General features: G+C 64.5%; 12 protein-coding genes and 2 pseudogenes. 7 read left to right on the top strand and 7 right to left on the bottom strand.

The genetic code is table 11. The features are described 5' to 3' along the window. Positions 1-298 precede the first annotated feature (298 nt). The 4 genes from cobT (at position 299) to HUW62_RS36555 (ending at position 4,189) form a co-directional block, all read left to right on the top strand. The gene (gene cobT / locus HUW62_RS36570; RefSeq protein WP_163869491.1) at positions 299-1,360 is read left to right on the top strand and encodes a nicotinate-nucleotide--dimethylbenzimidazole phosphoribosyltransferase; all 1,062 of its coding nucleotides are present in this window, start codon (positions 299-301) and stop codon (positions 1,358-1,360) included. Between the two features lie 48 nt (positions 1,361-1,408). Then, positions 1,409-2,149 (top strand): adenosylcobinamide-GDP ribazoletransferase, encoded by a 741-nt coding sequence (gene cobS / locus HUW62_RS36565; protein WP_176437054.1) that lies wholly within the window; start codon positions 1,409-1,411, stop codon positions 2,147-2,149. Between the two features lie 28 nt (positions 2,150-2,177). Next, positions 2,178-2,798: a histidine phosphatase family protein gene (locus HUW62_RS36560; protein ID WP_163869493.1), complete on the top strand. Its 621-nt coding sequence runs from the start codon at positions 2,178-2,180 to the stop codon at positions 2,796-2,798. A 131-nt stretch (positions 2,799-2,929) separates the two neighbouring features. Beyond that, on the top strand, positions 2,930-4,189 hold the full coding sequence (locus HUW62_RS36555; RefSeq protein WP_176437053.1) for a cytochrome P450: 1,260 nt from the start codon (positions 2,930-2,932) through the stop codon (positions 4,187-4,189). Positions 4,190-4,194: 5 nt separating this feature from the next. On the opposite strand, the gene HUW62_RS36550 is transcribed toward HUW62_RS36555, so the two are convergent. The 3 genes from HUW62_RS36550 to HUW62_RS36540 are packed head-to-tail and all read right to left on the bottom strand — an operon-like array spanning position 4,195 to position 6,790. Then, a complete protein-coding gene (locus HUW62_RS36550; protein WP_176437052.1) occupies positions 4,195-5,136 on the bottom strand; it encodes an iron ABC transporter permease in 942 nt (313 codons plus the stop codon). Next, positions 5,133-5,927: an ABC transporter ATP-binding protein gene (locus HUW62_RS36545; protein WP_176437051.1), complete on the bottom strand. Its 795-nt coding sequence runs from the start codon at positions 5,925-5,927 to the stop codon at positions 5,133-5,135. Before HUW62_RS36545 ends, HUW62_RS36550 begins: the two co-directional genes overlap by 4 nt. After that, positions 5,924-6,790, bottom strand: coding sequence for an ABC transporter substrate-binding protein (locus HUW62_RS36540; RefSeq protein ID WP_176437050.1), 867 nt, complete (start codon positions 6,788-6,790; stop codon positions 5,924-5,926). Before HUW62_RS36540 ends, HUW62_RS36545 begins: the two co-directional genes overlap by 4 nt. A 72-nt stretch (positions 6,791-6,862) precedes the next feature. Between HUW62_RS36540 and HUW62_RS36535 the strand changes: the two genes are divergently transcribed. After that, positions 6,863-8,335 (top strand): cobyric acid synthase, encoded by a 1,473-nt coding sequence (locus HUW62_RS36535; RefSeq protein ID WP_176437049.1) that lies wholly within the window; start codon positions 6,863-6,865, stop codon positions 8,333-8,335. Positions 8,336-8,346: 11 nt separating this feature from the next. Here the strand turns inward: HUW62_RS36535 and HUW62_RS36530 are convergent, their stop codons facing one another. The 4 genes and pseudogenes from HUW62_RS36530 to HUW62_RS36520 all read right to left on the bottom strand — a co-directional run bounded on the left by HUW62_RS36530 (position 8,347) and on the right by HUW62_RS36520 (position 11,289). Next, positions 8,347-8,970 carry a double-CXXCG motif protein gene (locus HUW62_RS36530; protein ID WP_176437048.1) on the bottom strand — a complete coding sequence of 208 codons (624 nt, stop codon included), beginning with the start codon at positions 8,968-8,970 and terminating at the stop codon, positions 8,347-8,349. A gap of 108 nt (positions 8,971-9,078) precedes the next feature. After that, a pseudogene (locus HUW62_RS36525) lies at positions 9,079-10,556 on the bottom strand (IS66 family transposase). An 86-nt stretch (positions 10,557-10,642) separates the two neighbouring features. Then, positions 10,643-10,954 (bottom strand): annotated as a pseudogene (tnpB, locus tag HUW62_RS50170) (IS66 family insertion sequence element accessory protein TnpB); the annotation flags it as partial. Next, on the bottom strand, positions 10,954-11,289 hold the full coding sequence (locus HUW62_RS36520; protein WP_176437047.1) for an IS66 family insertion sequence element accessory protein TnpB: 336 nt from the start codon (positions 11,287-11,289) through the stop codon (positions 10,954-10,956). The gene HUW62_RS36520 and the pseudogene tnpB, both read right to left, overlap by 1 nt. A gap of 568 nt (positions 11,290-11,857) precedes the next feature. Here HUW62_RS36520 and HUW62_RS36515 point away from each other — a divergent pair. Together HUW62_RS36515 and HUW62_RS36510 are read left to right on the top strand one after the other, a co-directional pair. Then, positions 11,858-16,144 (top strand): tetratricopeptide repeat protein, encoded by a 4,287-nt coding sequence (locus HUW62_RS36515; RefSeq protein ID WP_176437046.1) that lies wholly within the window; start codon positions 11,858-11,860, stop codon positions 16,142-16,144. 776 nt (positions 16,145-16,920) lie between these two features. Beyond that, the coding region (locus HUW62_RS36510) for a hypothetical protein (protein WP_176437045.1) at positions 16,921-17,556 on the top strand (636 nt) is incomplete at its 3' end.

The raw sequence follows: 17,556 nt of genomic DNA, 5'->3' as shown, positions 1-17,556 counted from the left end.
CTTCACGAGCGCCTCCCCCCCGCCACCCCAGGACCCGGGACAGCCGTGTAGCGGCCCGCGCACTTTCACCCGCGTCGCGCCGCGCGCCAGGAGCGCTTGCCCCCGGGCTGTCGGTGACTCGACGCGCTGGCGCCCAATCCCTCACTGCGCGACGGTGCGCCCGTCTCGCGGGGCAGGCACTTGCGTGCGGGCTTGTGTCCACCACCGTGCAGCACGTTGCACTCGGGCCCATCCACGGTCATTGCTTCACGGCACCGCGCGCGCCTAGCTTGAAGGGGTTTCCTCCAAAGGGGGCCCCATGCCTGCGTACCGTGACGTGCTCGCCAGGATTCCCGAACCTGACGCCGAGGCCGGGAGGCAGTGTCAGGGCCTGCTGGACATGAAGACGAAGCCGCAGGGCAGCCTGGGCCGCCTGGAGGAGCTGGCGTGTCAGTGGGCCACGCTGCGGGGTGAGCCCGCGCCCGCGATGCCTCGCAAGGGGCTGGTGGTGATGGCGGCGGACCACGGCGTGACGGAGGAAGGCGTGAGCGCCTACCCCGCCGAAGTCACGGCGCAGATGGTGGCCAACTTCGCCCGGGGCGGCGCGGCCATCAACGTGCTCGCCAGGCAGCACGGCGTGCGCGTGGAGGTCGTCGACATGGGCGTGCGCGTGCCGGTGGAAGGACTGGAGGGTGTGCGCGTGCACCGCCAGGGCCCGGGCACGGCGAACCTGGCCCGAGGGCCGGCCATGTCACGCAAGACGGCCGAGGAGGCCCTGAGCGTGGGCGCGCTGCTCGCGCTGGAGCTGGCGGACTCGGGCGTGACGCTGCTGGGCCTGGGAGACATGGGCATCGGCAACACCACCGCGTCGGCGGCGCTCACGTGCGTGCTCGCGGGCGTGTCACCGGACATGGCCACCGGGCGCGGTACGGGCGTAGACGACGCGGGCCTGTCGCGCAAGGTGGACGTGGTGCGGCGCGCGCTCGCGGTGAATCAGCCGGACGCGGCGGATCCGCTGGACGTGCTCGCCAAGGTGGGCGGCTTCGAAATCGCGGGCCTCGCTGGCGCGGCGCTGGGCGCGGCCTCCCGGCGGGTCCCCGTCATGCTGGATGGCTTCATCTCCTCCGTCGCCGGACTGGTGGCGGCCAGGCTGTGTCCCAAAGTCATGCCCTTCCTGCTCGCCAGTCACATGTCGCGCGAGGCGGGCCACCGCCGGGTGCTGGAGGCGCTGCGGCTGCGGCCCCTGCTCGACCTGGGCCTGCGACTGGGCGAGGGCACGGGCGCCGTGCTGGCGATGGGGCTGATGGACAGCAGCATGCATGTGCTGCACGAGATGGCGACGTTCGCCTCCGCGGGCGTGGCGGAGAAGACCCGGCGCTGAGGCTCGCTCCCACGGTCGAAACGTGGCAGGAGTCGCGCCGAGCCCCTCATGAAGCGACTCCTCGCCGGCATCGCCTTCCTCACCCGCATCCCCGTCCCCGGGGCCGCCACGTTCGACGCTGGCGACGTGGGCCGCGCGACGCTGTGCTTTCCGCTGGTGGGCGCGCTGCTCGCCGCGCTGCTCGTCGGCGTGCGCCTGGCGCTCTACCCGCTCTTGCCGTCGATGGTGACGGCGTACCTGCTGCTCGCCATCTACGCGCTGCTCACCGGCGCGCTGCACCTGGACGGGCTGGCGGACATGGCGGACGGCTTCGGCGGCGGGCGCACCAAGGAGGACGTGCTGCGCATCATGAGGGACCACGTCATCGGCGCGTATGGCGGGGTCGCCCTGCTGCTGACCGTGGGCCTCAAGGCGAGCGCGCTCGCGGCGCTGCTGGAGCGCGGACAGGCGGACGCGGCGCTGGTGGTGGCACTGGCGCTGGGGCGCTGGGGCTCGGTTCCGCAGGGGTGGCTCTTGCCGTATGCGCGGCGGAGCGGTGGCATCGGCATGGCCATCACCGATTATGTCGGCCGCGTCGAAGTGCTTGGGGCCACGGTGCTGGCGCTCGGCTTCGCCCTGGGGCTGATGGGCTGGAAGGGCGGCGTGGCCCTGGTGATGGTGGCGTGCGTGTCAGCGCTCCAGGGTCTCTGGTGCCGGAAGAAGATTGACGGCATCACCGGCGATACCATGGGCGCCAACACCGAGGTGTGCGAGGCGCTGGTGCTCGTGCTGGCGCTGGCGCTCGGCTGAGTCACCCGGGAAGGGACGGAAACGCGGCATGGACTGGCGAATGCCGAGCGGCGTGACGCGCATGATTCTGGTGCGGCACGGCAGGCCCTCCGAGGAGATGAAGGGCCGGTGTTATGGACGGCTCGACGTGGGCCTCGCGCCGGAGGGCCACGTCCAGGCGGAGCGGGCCGCGCGCCTGCTGGCCCAGGTGGAGCTCCAGGCCCTCTATTCGAGCCCCCGGCTCAGGGCGCTCGACACGGCGAGACGGCTGGCGGCGGACCGGGGCCTGGACATCCGCGTGGAGGAGGCCTTCCGCGAAATCGACTTCGGCCTCTTCGAGGGCCTCACCTACGAGGAGGCGGAGCGCCGCTTTCCGGACGTGTACGCGGAGTGGATGGAGCATCCGGCCCGGGTGCGGTTTCCGGAGGGAGAGACGTTCTCCGAGATGCGCGAGCGCGTGCGTGTCGGTGGGCGCATGCTGCGGGCTCGACATACCGGACAGTGCTTCGCCCTGGTGTCGCATGGCGGCGTCAACCGCACCCTCCTCGCCGAGTCACTGGGCATGGCGGACCAGCACCTGTTCCGACTGGACCAGGTCCACGCCTCCGTGAATGTCATCGACTTCTACGGCGACGAGCCGGTGGTGAAGCTGATGAACGCGGAGCCCTGACACGGCGGGCCAGACACTCACCCGGGCCCTCGGTTTGACTGGTTTCGGGCGCGAGGCGTACCCTTCACCGTTCACGGTTCGGTTCGTTTCTGTCTGGGATTGACCGTCCGACGCGCAGGGGGGCCTGTCGCATGGAGACCGACTCGCGAGGTGAAGCCCCCGCGCCGCCTGGCGTCCCCGGAGTCCGTGAGACGCAGCGCCTCAATCCCTTCTCACCCGAGTCACTGAGCAATCCCTACTCCATCTATGAGCAACTCCTCCAGCGTCCGGCGTGCTGGAATCCGGAGCTGCGGCTGTGGCTGTTCTCGCGCCACGCGGACTGCGTGGAGGTGCTCTCCCATCCGCGCTTCAGCCGGAACATCGCGAACGCTCGGAAGAGTCGTCCCGAGGAGTTCCCCGCGCCTCCGGAGGCGCTCGCGGCGCTGTCCGCCATGCACAGTCAGTGGTTCCTGCTGATGGACCCGCCGGACCACACGCGCCTGCGCGCCGTGACGAAGCGCGCGCTGGGCACGCGCATGAAGGAGCTGTCCCTGAACATCCACGCCACGGTGGAGGCCCTCCTCTTCCAGGCGCGTCAGCGGGGCGAGTTGGATATCATCGCGGACCTGGCCGCGCCGCTGGCCCGGACGACGCTGCGCTGGCTCGTGGGCGCCGACGACCTGGACTCGGACCTGTACCAACGGTGGGCGCTCGCGCTCGCCCGCTGTGGAGATGCCTCCACTCCGCTGGCCGTGCGAGAGGCCGCCAGCGCCGCCACGCGCGAGGTGAGTCAGTGCCTCCAGGCCTCCGTCACCCGGCGCAGGCAGTCGCGGCGCGGCGATGTCCTGGGCCTGCTGGTGGCCGCGCAAGAGGATGAGCAGGCGCTGAGCGAGGAGGAGCTGCTGCCTACCTGCATGCTCCTGCTCTTCGGTGGCTATGACACCTCCGTCAACCTCATCGGCAATGGGGTGCTGGCGCTGATGGAGCACCGCGCGCAGTGGGAGGCGCTGTGCGCTCAACCCTCGCGCATCAAGGGAACGGTGGAGGAGGTGCTGCGCTTCGACACGCCGTTGCAGCTCTGCTCGCGCATGGCCCAGGAGGACGTGGAGGTGGGCGGCACCACCGTGCGCGCGGGCGAGTGGGCCTGGGTGCTCTTGGGCGCGGCCAATCGCGACTCGAGGCGCTTCGAGCATCCCGACACGCTCGACATCCAACGCACGGACCTCCAGCACCTCGCCTTCGGCCACGGCATCCACCAGTGCGTCGGGGCGGCGCTCGCGCGCATGGAGGCCCAGGGCGCGCTGGGCATGCTGGCGAGAGACCTGCCTGGACTGCGACTGGTGCCCGGCGCGTGGAAGCGGCGCGACACCGCCGTGTTCCGGGGTCTCACCGCCCTGCCCTGCCAGGGCTGAGCGGCTCAGGACGACTTGCGCGCCACCAGATAGATGAGGAGCGGCGTGCCCAGGGCCGCCGTCACCAGGCCCACGGGAGTCTCCTTGCCCGGAAAGATGATGCGGGCCACCGCGTCGCAGAGCACGAGGAAGCTGGCGCCCACCACCACCGAACACGGCAGCAGCACGCGTCGACTCACGCCCAGCACCCGGCGGACGATGTGGGGGACGATGAGCTCCACGAAGGCGATGGGACCGCACCACGCGACACAGCCCGCCACGCCCAGCGCGCCCAGGCCGATGGAGGCCATGCGGACCGCGCGCACGTTGACGCCCTGCGATTCGGCGTGCTCCTCGCCGGAGATGAACACCTCCAGTGCGCGCGTGAGTGTCAGCAGGCCCACCACCGACACGGCGGCGATGGGCAGCAACATCACGATGTTCTGATAGCCCACCTGCGGAAGGTGGCCCATGGTCCACCGCATGGCCGTGAGCAGCTCGGCGGAGTCCGCGGAGAACTGCACGCCGGTGGAGATGGCGCCCGCCGCCATCGAGAAGGCGATGCCCGCGAGGACCAGGTCATTCATCCGCACGTTGCGCCCCGCCGCGATGGCGGCCACCAGCAGGCTGACCCCCAGCGCGCCCGCGAAGGCGGCGCCGGTGATGAGCGGCAGGCCCCACAGCGCGGTGCGCGCGCCCAGGACGATGGCCACCAACGCGCCCAGCGTGGCGCCGGCCGTGGTGCCAATGGTGCTCGGCGCGGCGAGCGGGTTGGAGAAGAGGGACTGGTACACCGCGCCCACCAGCGACAGCGTGCCCCCCACCACCAGCGCCATCAACGTCCGGGGGATGCGCAACTGCCAGAGGATGAAGTCGCGCGCGTCCGGCGGCATCGGCGGCCCGATGAAGGGCGCCACGGCGATCACGAGCGCGCACACCGCCAGCATCACCACCAGTCGCGTCCTCATTCCCCACGCTCCAGGGACATGCCCACGAAGACCCGGCGGTTCTCGACCTCGACGCCCCGCATCCGCACGGAGAACACCCGGCCCAGGTGCTCACCCAGGTCCGGGGCGTCGTAGTGCGACTCAAAGGCGACGCGGCCCTTCGACAAGCCCAGCACCCGAATCCGTCCCTCGGTGCCAGCGTGCATCGCATGGGCGAGCACGTTGATATCGTGGGTGATGCACAGCACACCCAGCCCCGAGCGCCACATCTGCCCCACGAGCGCGTACAGCTCCAACTGCTGGGCCGGGTCCAGGAAGTTGGCGGGCTCGTCCAGCAACACCAGGGGCGCTTCCTGTGCGAGCAGCGCCGCCACCGCGACGCGCTGCTGCTCTCCACCGGACAGCTCGGTGATGGGCCGTGAGGCGAGCGCCTCCGCCTGCACGCGGGCGAGCGCCACGAGCGCGGCTTCCTCCGAGCGACGGTGGGACTCCGTGAAGCGGTAGCGCGCGGCGGCCACGTGCTCCAGCGCGGTGATGGGCTCGGACACCTGGACGCGCTGGGGCAGCCACGCGAGGAACGCGGCGCGCTCCCGGGGCGAGAGGGCTCCCACGTCGCGTCCATTCAAGGTGACGCGGCCCGCGTCGGGGCGCTGAAGGCCGAGCGCCACGCGCATCAGCGTCGTCTTGCCCGCGCCATTGGGCCCCACCACGGCGACGAAGTCTCCCGGGGCCACGCGGAGGGACACGTCCTCCAGCAACGCCCGCTCGCCCTTGCGCACCGTCGCCCCAGAGACCTCCAGAAGAGACGTCATGGGGTCTTCGCGTCGAAGCGCAACGCGGCCTGGAGCTGCTCCACCACGTCCAGGATGCGAGGGCCGGTGGACTGCACGCCCGGGCCCGCGACCAGCTTCACGCGTCCCTGCTTCACCGCGCGCAGCACCGTCAGTTGCTTCCACGGGGCGAGCTGCCGCGCCTCCTCTTCCGGTGTCAGGCGCGGGCCCTCCACCAGCACCAGGACGATGTCCGGGTCCAACGTCATGAGCTGCTCGACGGAGACGTTGGGCGGGCCCGCGGGGTCTTCGGCGACGGCGTTGCGCGCTCCGGCGGCCTCCAGGGCCGCGCCATGGAGCGAGCCCTTGCGGATGTACCAGATGCTGGTGAGCGCGGCCTCCGGGTCTCCAATCACCAACAGCACGCGGGGCGCATCTGGCGGAGGCTTCCGCTTCAGCGTCGTCGCCACCTTCTGGGCCAGCTTCGTGGCGGCGTCCTCACGCCCCGTCTGGCGGCCCAGCTCGCGAATCCCGTTCGCCACGTCGTCGACGGAGAGCCAGGGCAGCACCTTCACGGGGGCGAGCGCGGACAGCGAGCCCGCGGGGGCCTGCTTCACCTGTTCATCGATGATGAGCGTGGGCTTGAGGCGGGCGATGGCCTCGTAGTTGGGCGACAGCGTGGAGCCCACCTTGGGCACGGATGCCGCCTCGGGGGGCCAGGAGGCCCAGTCAGAGAGGCCGACCACCTGCTCTCCCGCACCCAGCGCGAAGAGCGTCTCCGTGATGCCGGGCGACAGCGAGACGATTCGCCGCGTGCCCGCCTCCGGGGCCGGCGCCGAGCGCTGACAGCCCGCGAGGAGCGTGAAGGCGAGGACAAGCAGGGAGAAGGAGCGCGCGACGGACATGAGCGGCGAGGAGCCCGTGAAAGGTTGGCAACGTTTTGCACCATATAGTGCACGCGCGCCAGGAGGCCCACCATGCCGAAGCAACCCCACCTCATGATTCAAGGCACGGGTTCTCACGTGGGGAAGACCACGCTCGTCGCCGGCCTGTGCCGCCTGTACGCGAACAAGGGACTCCGCGTAGCCCCCTTCAAGTCGCAGAACATGTCCCTCAACTCCTTCGTCACGGAGGAGAACGAGGAAATCGCCCGAGCCACGGCGGTGCAGTCCTTCGCGGCGAGGCAGCGGCCCATCGTCCACATGAACCCGCTGCTGCTCAAGCCCAAGTCGGACAGCGTCAGCCAGCTCATCATCCACGGCCGACCGCACCAGGACGTCGACGCGCGCGAGTACTTCCTCTCGGACACGCACCGCGCGCTCAAGCTGTCCGCCATCCAGGAGTCCATCGACCACCTGACGCGCCACTACGACCTGGTCATCGCGGAGGGCGCGGGGAGCTGCGCGGAGCCCAACCTGCGCCCGTTCGACGTGGTGAACATGGAGGTGGCGCACCGGTTGGATGCGCGGGTGTACCTGGCGGTGGACATCGACAAGGGCGGCATCGCGGCGGAGCTGCTCGGCACGCTGCGGGTGCTGGAGCTGGTGGCGCCGGAGGACTGCGAGCGAATCGCCGGCTTCATCATCAACAAGTTCCGAGGAGACCGGCAGGTGCTCCAGCCCGCGGTGGACTTCATCGAGCACCACGCGAAGCGGCCTGTCGTCGGAGTGATTCCCTATCTGTCGCTGGCGCTGGAGGAGGAGGACCGCGTCCAGCCTCGGATGCAGGGCGCGCCGGAAATCGACGTGGCGGTGGTGTACCTGCCGCACATCTCCAACAGCACGGACTTCGACTACCTCCAGGAGGAGCCCCATGTGCGCGTCCGGTTCGTGCGCTCGGTGGACCAGCTCGGCGCGCCGGACGCCATCATCCTTCCCGGCACCAAGAACACCGTGGGGGATTTGCATCACCTGCGGCGCATCGGCTTCGAGCGGGCGCTCCAGGAATTGAGCGCCACCACGCCCATCGTCGGCATCTGCGGGGGCTTCCAGATGCTGGGGCGGGCGTTGCTGGACGAGGGGCGCCGCGAGTCCGAGCACGGGAGCACCACGGGCCTGGGGTTGTTGGATATCGACGTGGAATTCCTACCCGGGAAGACGGTCTTCAATCGTCACTACACGCCCACGTCTGACAATCCCTTCGCGAGTGCGGGCGCGGTGTCAGGGTATGAAATCCACTCCGGACTCGTCAGGTATGCGAGTGCGAGGCCGCTCTACGCCCATGCGGGCGGAGTCGACGGCGCCGTGCATGAGCGACTGCCCATCTTCGGCACGTTCATCCATGACCTGTTCAAGAATCCCCGACTCAGCAGGTCGTTCATCGACTCATTGCGCCAGCGCAAGGGATTGCCAGTCCTGACAGCGCCCCTGTGCAACCATGACACCCGTCGTGAGGAGAGTTACAATCGCCTGGCATCCGCCCTGGCCGAGCACATGACAACGTTTGCCTGACTCCAGCACCTTCAGGCCACGGCCCGTGGCTCCGTCACATCCACCGCTCGTACTCCCGTGTCCTCCCCCATGGCCAAGACGTCGACGGCCCGCTCGCTGGCCAGGATGATGGCGGGATTCGAGGAGAGTCTGCACACGTCGACGGCCGACAACGCATTCGTGTCCAACCACCACGCATCGGGCCACAGGTCCTCCACGCTCCCGCAGATGGCGCAGCTCGGCCCCCGCCGCGACGCGCAGTCCGCCGCGAGCTTCTCCTGCGGCAGCAACTGGAGTTCGTAGAGTCCTTCAGGGTCCTTGAGTCCCTTGAAGTCGACTCGAACGGGAACGGCCCCGCTGAGCCTCGCTTCCTCCATCGCCTGGAGCACGGGACGGGCCACGAGGAGCGTCCAGGGGTCTTGCATCACCACAGGAGGGAACACTCCTCGCGCACGCCCCCGGAGCGGTCCGAAACAGGAGCCCGGCCCCAATACAGCACCCGCTGGAAGAAGCGGCAGGACACCTTCACGGAGCCGGAGATGTTCCTCCCACGGCTCGGGCCTTGCCTCGCGATACTCCCGCTCGTTCTGGAGTTCCGAGAGGCGCACACTCGAGTAGATCAGTGCCACGTCCCTCAGTACCTGAACTGGCCGCACTCCAACATTCGTAACCGACCAACGGGTGGCGTCCGCCGGATGCACCCTTCCGCTCGCGCCGCAGGGTAGCCGCGCACGGAGGTCCTGGTCACCAAGGCCTGGGTGGGTTCAGGAGGAGTCAGGCGCGGAGGCGGAGGACGGTTGCCAGCGGTGAGGCAACAACTCGTCCAGGCGTGACGCGGGGTGGCTCCCAGGCGCATCAGCACGTCGGCGAGGTACGCCTCGGGATTGACGCCGTTCGCCTCGCACGTGGCGACCAGGGAGCTCAGGCCCGCCAGATTCCGACCTGCCTCGTCGTTGCCGACGAAAAGATAGTTCTTCCTGCCCAGGGCCATGGCGCGCAGCGCCCGCTCCGCGGAGTTGTTGTCGAGGGGCAGCGAGGCGTTCTCCAAGAAGCGAGTCAGGGCACTCCATTGTCCCTTCGTGTAGCGGAGGGCCATGCCCAGGGGACTCTTGGGTGGATGGAGCGGAAGTTGCTCATTCATCCACGCAGCCAGTTGCTGGAGGACGCGTGCACTGGTGGTGCGGCGAGCGTGGAGATGTTCCGGAGTAGCGAGCGCCCCAGAGTCTTGGGCGGCATGCTCGACGCTGTACAACGCGAGGATGAAGTCGAGCGCCGTCTTGGACTCGGGCGCGGTGGAGGGCGCGTCGAAGAATTTGCGGCGCACGTGGGCCCAGCACCCTACGCGCACGCGCCCCTCTGGCAAGGTCACGCGGTTGTAGCCCGTGTAGCCATCCACCAGCAGGTAGCCCTGAGTCCCTCCGATCACTTCCAGAGGCGTCACGCCGGAGCGGCTGGCGCTGTGGACGTAGGCGATGAGTTCGTCGGTGCGGAAGGTCCAGATGTAGGCCCGGCGTGTCTTGCCTTCGTCCAGCACGCGTTGGGGTGTCTCGTCGGCGTGCACCCGGCTGGCCTCTCTCACCAGGGTCAAGAGGCGCGCGGAGAGCGGCGCCGTGGCCCGGCCCACCTCGTGGAAAACGTCACAGAGCGTGGTGCGCGCGACGGGCATTCCTGCGCGGGCAAGGGCCTTGGCTTGGCGATACAGCGGAATCGAGTCGCAGCACTTCGCCGTCACTACGTGCGCCAGAAAGCCCGGGCCATACTGACCTTGCTCAATGGCCTTCGGCGCGGGCGCGGTGACGATGCCCGCGCCGCAGACGCAGACGAGCGTTTCCTGCAGGTGGACCTGCCGCTCCACGTGCGCGGGCACATACTCGATGAGGTCTGTACGTTTGCCAGGGCCCAGCGGCTTCAACGCCGTGCCGCCGCAGGACGGACACCGCCGCGCTTCGTCGGGCACGCGGTGATGAATCAGCCGCTCGGGCAACGTCGCGCGCGCCTCGCGCTTCAGCCTCCGCTCATTCAGCGTCGCTTCACGCGGCCTGGGCGCGTCACCGGAGGCTTTGCGCAGCTCGTCCTCGATGCGGGGGAGCTTCTCGCTCTTCTTTCCGAAGACGGTGCGCTGGAGGAGCGCGAGCTGGGATTCGATGCTGCCCACGCGCTCTTTGAGGGTGAGGTTCTCCCGCTCGAGCCCTTCGGCTCGCTCACGCCACTCGCACTGGTGCGTCGCATCGAGCGCTGCCATCTCTCTGGGAAAGCCAGCCCACCCGTGACGGGCATTGCCTCGGTGCCGCAGGGCGGTGCCCACTTGCCTGGCCTGCGGACGTGCGTGACGTCGATTCCGTCGAGCAGCATGGAGAGTTGGGCGGCATCCAATTGAGCTCCCAGGGCGTCCTCGCCGAAGGCAGGCAGGCGGAAGCGGCCCTGCTCCAAGCGCTTGTAGGTGAGGATGAAACCGCCCGCGTCCCAGGAGAGAATCTTCACCTTGTCCCCACGCCGCGAGACGAAGACGAAGAGGTGGCCAGCGTAGAGACTCTCCTTCCACTCCGCGCGCACAATCGCCGCCAGCCCATCAATGCTGTTGCGCATGTCGACGGGCTCACGCGCCAGCAGGATTCGCACCGCCCGGGGCAACAGCAGCATCAGCCGAGCACCGCCACCAGGTGCGCGAGGTACTCGGCCTGCGTGCCCTCCGGGAAGCGCAGCAGCATCCCCCGCGGTAGCGCCACCTCAAGCATGAGGCCTTCTCGTGCCCGCGGCGCGGGGGACGCGACCACCTCCACGGGAAGAAACGCGGCTCGCGGCCTGCCCGCCGCCTCGGACCGCCGAACCGGAGTGACCCTGGACTTCTTGTACAGCCAGTATTGGAGGGTGCCGAGCGGGACGTCATGCCTGACCGCGAACTCCTTCTGCGTCAGCTCGCTCACCGCGCACTCCTCTACCAACTGCTTCCATTCATCCGGATTGGGTCGTCGCATGCCGGAGTGAACCGGCGAATCCACCCCAGTTCAGGACGCCGGCCGTCGGTCGCTTACCAACATTCGGCAAAACAGGCCCTATCTGAGAGCCCATTCCTCCTCTGGCTCGAGGGAAGGGCGTTCGATCGCGGACCGAAAGAAGCAGCGTCGGCTGACTTCGTACAACTTGTCCTCCCTCCGATTTTCGCACGGGCAGTGCCGAAGATGAAGCCCATCGGAATGAGCCCTCTCACACGATAACCACCTTGACGCTCAGCGGGAGGACTGGCGAAGTTCATATAAAGGAGGGTTGAAAATCGACGTCCTAGCTCTCAGTCGAAGTTTGAGCGTAGCCCACCGTTCAAATGACAGAAGGAGGGCCCGAGACTGCGGCGTTCTATCTGCACAGAAGCATATTGTACTAGTATCCCACCGTCCATACGTGCCGTGCAAGTACCACACGCAGGGATTCATTGCAGGTAATGCACGTTCGGCGAGCACCAACATGAACGGGACGTAGTGCAAGGCATCCTGTGTCATTGTGTCCGTAGCAATTTAATTACAGAGTAGAACCTTGGTACCGAGGCATATGGCACAGATCGTTCTCCTCACGAATGCATGGGGGCCGAAGCACGGCGGTATCAACTCGTTCAATGCAGACTTTTCTAAAGCCCTTAGCCCCGTTCTTGCACCACAGACCTGTGTCACCTGCGTGGTAATGGACGCACTTCCGGAAGAAGTGGAGGACGCGGCAAGGCACGGTGTAAGGCTCCTCTCAATCGGAATCAAAAATATCTCAGAACGAATCGACGAAAGCCGAGTAGCCAACGTGCTTGAAGCGGTTCAGCGCGACGGGGATGAGCAAGTCCTATGGTGGGTGGGGCATGACGTTCACAGCGGGCCTGCAGCCATCGCGCTTTCGAAGAAGACAGGCAAGGGTAAGGCCGCGCTGTTCCATCACATGAATTACATCGCGTACACCGCCTACAAACAAGGTGAGGCGATCGCCGCCAAAGCAAAGGAGGACGCACAGCGAGCACTCTTTCGACAGGCCGACAAGGTGTTCGCAGTCGGTCCACTCTTGCGAGACAGCCTTAGCGATCTCCACGAGGGAATGAGGCCACCGCACATGGTCGTCCCAGGGCTCGCCGAAATCGTGCCTGCCCCTCTCGGGAAAACCTTCAGCGGCATCACTTTTGGCCGTCTCGACCCAGCCAATGACCGCATTAAGCAGGGCCGCTTGGCCATCGCTGGCTTTGCCATCGCCTGTCGCGAGGCAAACGAAAAACCTCGTGAACCCCAAGCCCTACGCGATGGTCCACTACTACGTGTCATAGGCGTTTCTCCCTCGAGCGAGGAAGAGAAGGCACTTCATTTGTTCGCACGAGAAAGAGCAGGACGCGTCATCAACCTACTCTCGCTCCCATATGAAGAAGATCGCAACCAACTCTTCGACGCACTAAAGCGCTCCAGCTTTGCAATGATGCTGTCCTGGCATGAAGGATTTGGCCTTACCGGGTGGGAAGCCATCGCAGCTGAAGTTCCACTTATAGTGAGCCAGAATTCGGGTCTCTACAGGTTGATCAACGAGAGACTTGGGGCACCGGGCCTAGCGTGCCTCAAAGTCGTCAATATTCGGGGCGGCCTTGGAGCCTTCGCGGACGACGACGGGGAGAATTTCGATTCTGCGGATGCGCAGGAAGTCAGCCAAGCCATTCTCGACTTGGCGCATGAACTTCCTCGTCGAAAGGAATACGCCAAGACCCTCCGAACCTTACTCTCCGAACGGAGTGATGGCTACACGTGGGCAAACTGCGCAAGAAGTTTCGCCGATGCGCTTGGACTACCCAAGCAGCCAGAAGTTCCTACATCTCCGACGACCGCTGTGCCAATTACGTTTTCTCCTGCTGTTGCTCCCTCAATTGAGGTGCCAAACCGTCCCAGCCAAGCTGAACTAGCACTCCTAGAAATCAAAGAGCCAAGCTGGGACCCCGCGTGGGGGCAGGCAGAGAGCCAACTCCTACGGGCGGAAGAAGCTTGCGTACCTTTTCACGAGTCGCGACGAAGACTCTTGGACGAAGTATTGACTTGGGCAAAGGATCCCGCCGGCATGCCCACAGCGATTCAGTTTCGCATTGGTTCAGCTGGAGCAGGCAAAACCCGCCTAATGCTTGAGACGTGCAAGGAACTGCGTAATCAAGGATGGACCGCAGGGTTCCTTACAAACAACCTCGGGCAAATCTCGGAGCACGCCCTCAAACAGTTCCTGGCTCGCCACTCACAAATCTTCGTCGTGGTGGACTACGCCGAGACTCGCCAGCGGGAGGTCGTCGAACTGATACGGGCGTCTTTCTCAAGAAACAAAGAAAGCACAGGCCGAATCAGAATCATGCTGCTTGCACGAGATGCAGGCGAATGGTGGGATCAACTCGCAACGGACTACCCCACAATCGAATCGTTCCTCACTGGTCGGGCAGTAAGCGGCCCTTATCGGCTCCCAGAGGTTCCTCCTGGAGAGCAGAGCAGAGAGATTATCTTTAGCGAGGCACTGGTAGCTTTCGCCAAACGAATTAACAAGGAGTACAAAGGCATTCTTCCGCCAGACCTGTCTGCACCTCATTTCGCCAATGTGCTCTACATACATCTCTCCGCGATGGCATCTCTCTTCGGGGAACGTCCAGAAACGGCTACCAGCCTGCTTGAAGCCGCCCTTCGGCGGGAGCGCCGATACTGGCATGAAGCGGCCAAAGACCACGGAATCCCGGCATCGTTCCATTCTGGACTGGATCAAGCAGTCGCAATTCTCACGCTCAGAGGCGGCGCAAAAGATGGAACTGATGCAAGGAGAGCAATAGAGTCTGTTTCTGGGTTTCGCGAAGCAGGCCCAGATGCAGTCAATAAAGTATTAACAGTTCTTCGGATTTTCTACGCCTTGTCTGGTCGTGTCGATGCGCTTCGCCCTGACATCCTGGGTGAACGATTGATCTCTCAAGAACTGGCCAAGGATCCTGCCATATTGGATGCTGTGCTCGGTGAAGAGGCAGCCGAGGCCACACACCGAAGCGCACTTGTCGTTCTGAACCGACTCGCGCGACAGAGTCCTTCAGACGTGATCTGGCTACAGCGCGGCTTGCGACAGCACCTATCACTCAGAACAGGCATTGCTGCAGTCGCGGTCGCCATCGAGTCCGGAGACCCCATTGGAAAGGTTCTCGCAGAGGTGCTCGCGAATGCCTCGGACACAGAGACCTACGATTTAGTCGAACCCCTCTGGAAGAAGATGCCAAATGAAACGATTGCGCTCCGTGAGTGCGCGCTCGTTCTCGCGCGGCTTCGGCTCAAACGCATTGAAAAAAAGACAAAAGGCAAACCAGTTGGGTTCGAGCAGAAACTAAAGCTATCCACTGCTTACCGCGACATTGCTGTCCGACTCTTCGTTTTGGATAAACAACAAGAGGCACTCGCGATGAATACAAAGGCGCTGCCTCTCTCGAAGGAAGTCGCCAGATTAGACCCGCCATACATTGCAGACTACGCAACATGCCTAATGCACAACTCAAGCATGCTGAAGACTCTTGGGAAACACGATGATGCACTAAAACAAATCCAAGAAGCCGTCGAACTCTTTCGCACACTCGCCAAAACAAAAACAGACACATCGCAAGCACAGCTCGCCATGGGCCTACGCAATCGAGCTGGAATACAGCAACAGCTTGGGGATTTTGAAGGGATGTACCAAAGCGCCAAAGAAGCCTGGGGGATTTGCTTGAATTTGGACCCCAGCGAGTCCAAGGACGACTTGGCTCGTTCATGCAACGTGCTAGCCCTCTCTCTCGGAGAACTGAGGCGACACGATGAGGCCCTCATTTATGCCCAAGAATCATTTACGATTTTGACTGAACTGACCGAGAAGAATCCCGACGCCTTTCGTTCTCGCTTAGTAGACGCGCAGCTATCTTTGGCTACCATCTGGCTTGGCGCCGGACAATTCAGACAGTCAAGAACTGCAAGTGAACAAGCAGTCTACATTCTTCGAGACCTTGCAAATGCCAGACCCGAGGCATTTCGAGAAGAGCTAAGCGACGCATTGGGCGTTCTATCTAGCACTCTCATTCGATTCGGAGAGCCTGAGAATGCCCTAAAATTCGCGATCGAAGGCCTAGAACTTGCGAAAGTACGCGTAAGCACGACCTCCGATGTGGCTCAAAGAGATGTAGGGATTCATCATCTACGGGTCGCTCATGTGAAAACCGAACTTGGTCATAATAGTGAAGCGTTGAGATGCGTGGAGGAATGTCTAGAGATCATCGGGCGGCTTCACACCGAACAACCTGTTGCATTGCGTCGGCGCTTCGCTGATGCACACTGCCTCAAGAGTCATCTGCTGATGGCAACTGGGCAGTTGGTTTCCGCTCGAGACCACATGTTGGCAATCGAGCCTCTAGTCGAAGAATTGAGCAAAGGCGAAGGCGCTCGAGCTTCACTCCCAACTCGAGCAACCTTCCTCATAACGCTCTCCCAGATTCAATTTCGCCTTTGCGCGTATGAAAGTGCCTTCAATTTCGCCCGCTCAGCCACTTCGCTATCTGATGAACTCATTCGCGAACAACCCATGGTCCACCGAGAAGCGGGCAGCGAAGCTTGGTGCATACGGGCTGCGTGTGAGGCAGTCCTTGGCTTTCTCACGAGTTCTCGCGAGTCCGCAGTCAGAGGACTAGAGCTTCTCGAAGCAGAGCTTGTACAAATATCTCGACAGCTTTCCCCTTGGATGCTGGATGTGGCCGGCGAGCTCATAACTCTAGCTGGCCCACTTGCAAGTGCGACTACGCATGCTGCCGTCTACGCAGCCATTCACAACAAAGCAACGGCAGCATAAATCATGCGTGTCCTTTCGAGCCGTGGGCCGAACTGGCAACACCCCTACAAACTACCGCAAAGACAGATGCAGCTTGATGACTGGCTTTAAAGACACAGCCAGCCAGGACCGATGGAGCCGTGCTGACTCTGACCCGCCAAAACAAACGCAACCGAGTCATGCGGTAGCAGTTCCCATTCGCATCACTCCGCAAGCACACTCGCCATTCATGTGACCTACCTTCATCGCAAAGGCCCTCATACGCCCTTCCGGTGTCTGAAATTGCCTCATTTCGGAGAGATTGGTACCCCACCACCGTCCTGTTCTAAACATCCCGAACACTGACACATCCGATTCTCCAAGCCCCCAGTTGTTCGTGGGCGAGCATGCGGTTGTGTACGCTACAGTCCCCGTCCTTACGTCCAGCAGCGCGGACAGGAAGGATTTACTAGTGTAGAATCACCCACAACGAGCTATGCCGCGCCGTCCTGACATGCGAGCTTTGTGAGCATTCCGCCTTATCGCAGAGGTGACCACCCGCCCAATGTGTCACCTCGTCGCGAAGAATTCCAACCAGCTCCCCAGCAAATGTCGTCTATTGGCGGCTCATCGCGCCAACACAAGGGATTGCCAATCCTAACAGCGCCCCTGTGCAACCATGACGCCCGTCACGAGGAATGTTATAATCGCCTGGCATCCGCCCTGGCTGAGCACATGACAACGTTTGCCTGACTCCATCCTGCCGAGGGGGGCGCTTGAGGACTTGCGACTGAAGCGCATGTAGGAGGAGGCTCGACATGAAGCTCGATGGATTCGTCCGTGTGCTGCCACGCGTGGTGCTGCTGCTTGCCATGGCCTGTCAGCACGACGCCCACGCGCAGGAACAGGCCTTTGTCAGCACCACCGACAGCAACCTCGCCGCGCAAGTGCTCACACCCGTGGGCACCACGTATCCCTATACCCAACAGTTGCAGTGGTTGGACTCCACCCGCTTCATCGTCGGGCGCCTGGATGGCTCCATGACGTTCTTCCGCCCTCCGGGCCCCACCGAGTGGGGGCCCATGCTCACCGATGTCCTGCGCACCCCCGCCAACCGGGGCGTGGAGATGATGGCCGTCCGCGACGAGCGGACCTTCGTCACCTCCAACGACAGCACCACCATCACCCTCTGGCGAGAGCGGGATGCCGGGCTGCAAGAGGACGCGGAGCCACTGCACCCGGACAGGCTCCCTCGCGCGTTCCGCTTCGAGAACTTCGCCTATGACGCGGACGTGGGAACCGCGAACAGCGGCGTCTTCGTCGTCCACGCGAACCGCGAGTATCTGGTGACGGGCCATGAGAACGGCTTCGTCCTCATCTGGAGCGTCTCGCGCAACGGTCGCCAGCTCGCGGTGCACAAGAAGCTCAACGTCCGCTCCCCCAACCCCATCCCC

This window comes from Myxococcus sp. AM011, assembly GCF_013372595.1.
Lineage (GTDB): Bacteria > Myxococcota > Myxococcia > Myxococcales > Myxococcaceae > Myxococcus > Myxococcus eversor.
Note: the sequence above shows the minus strand (reverse complement) of the source record. Positions and strands in the feature narration are given on the sequence as shown.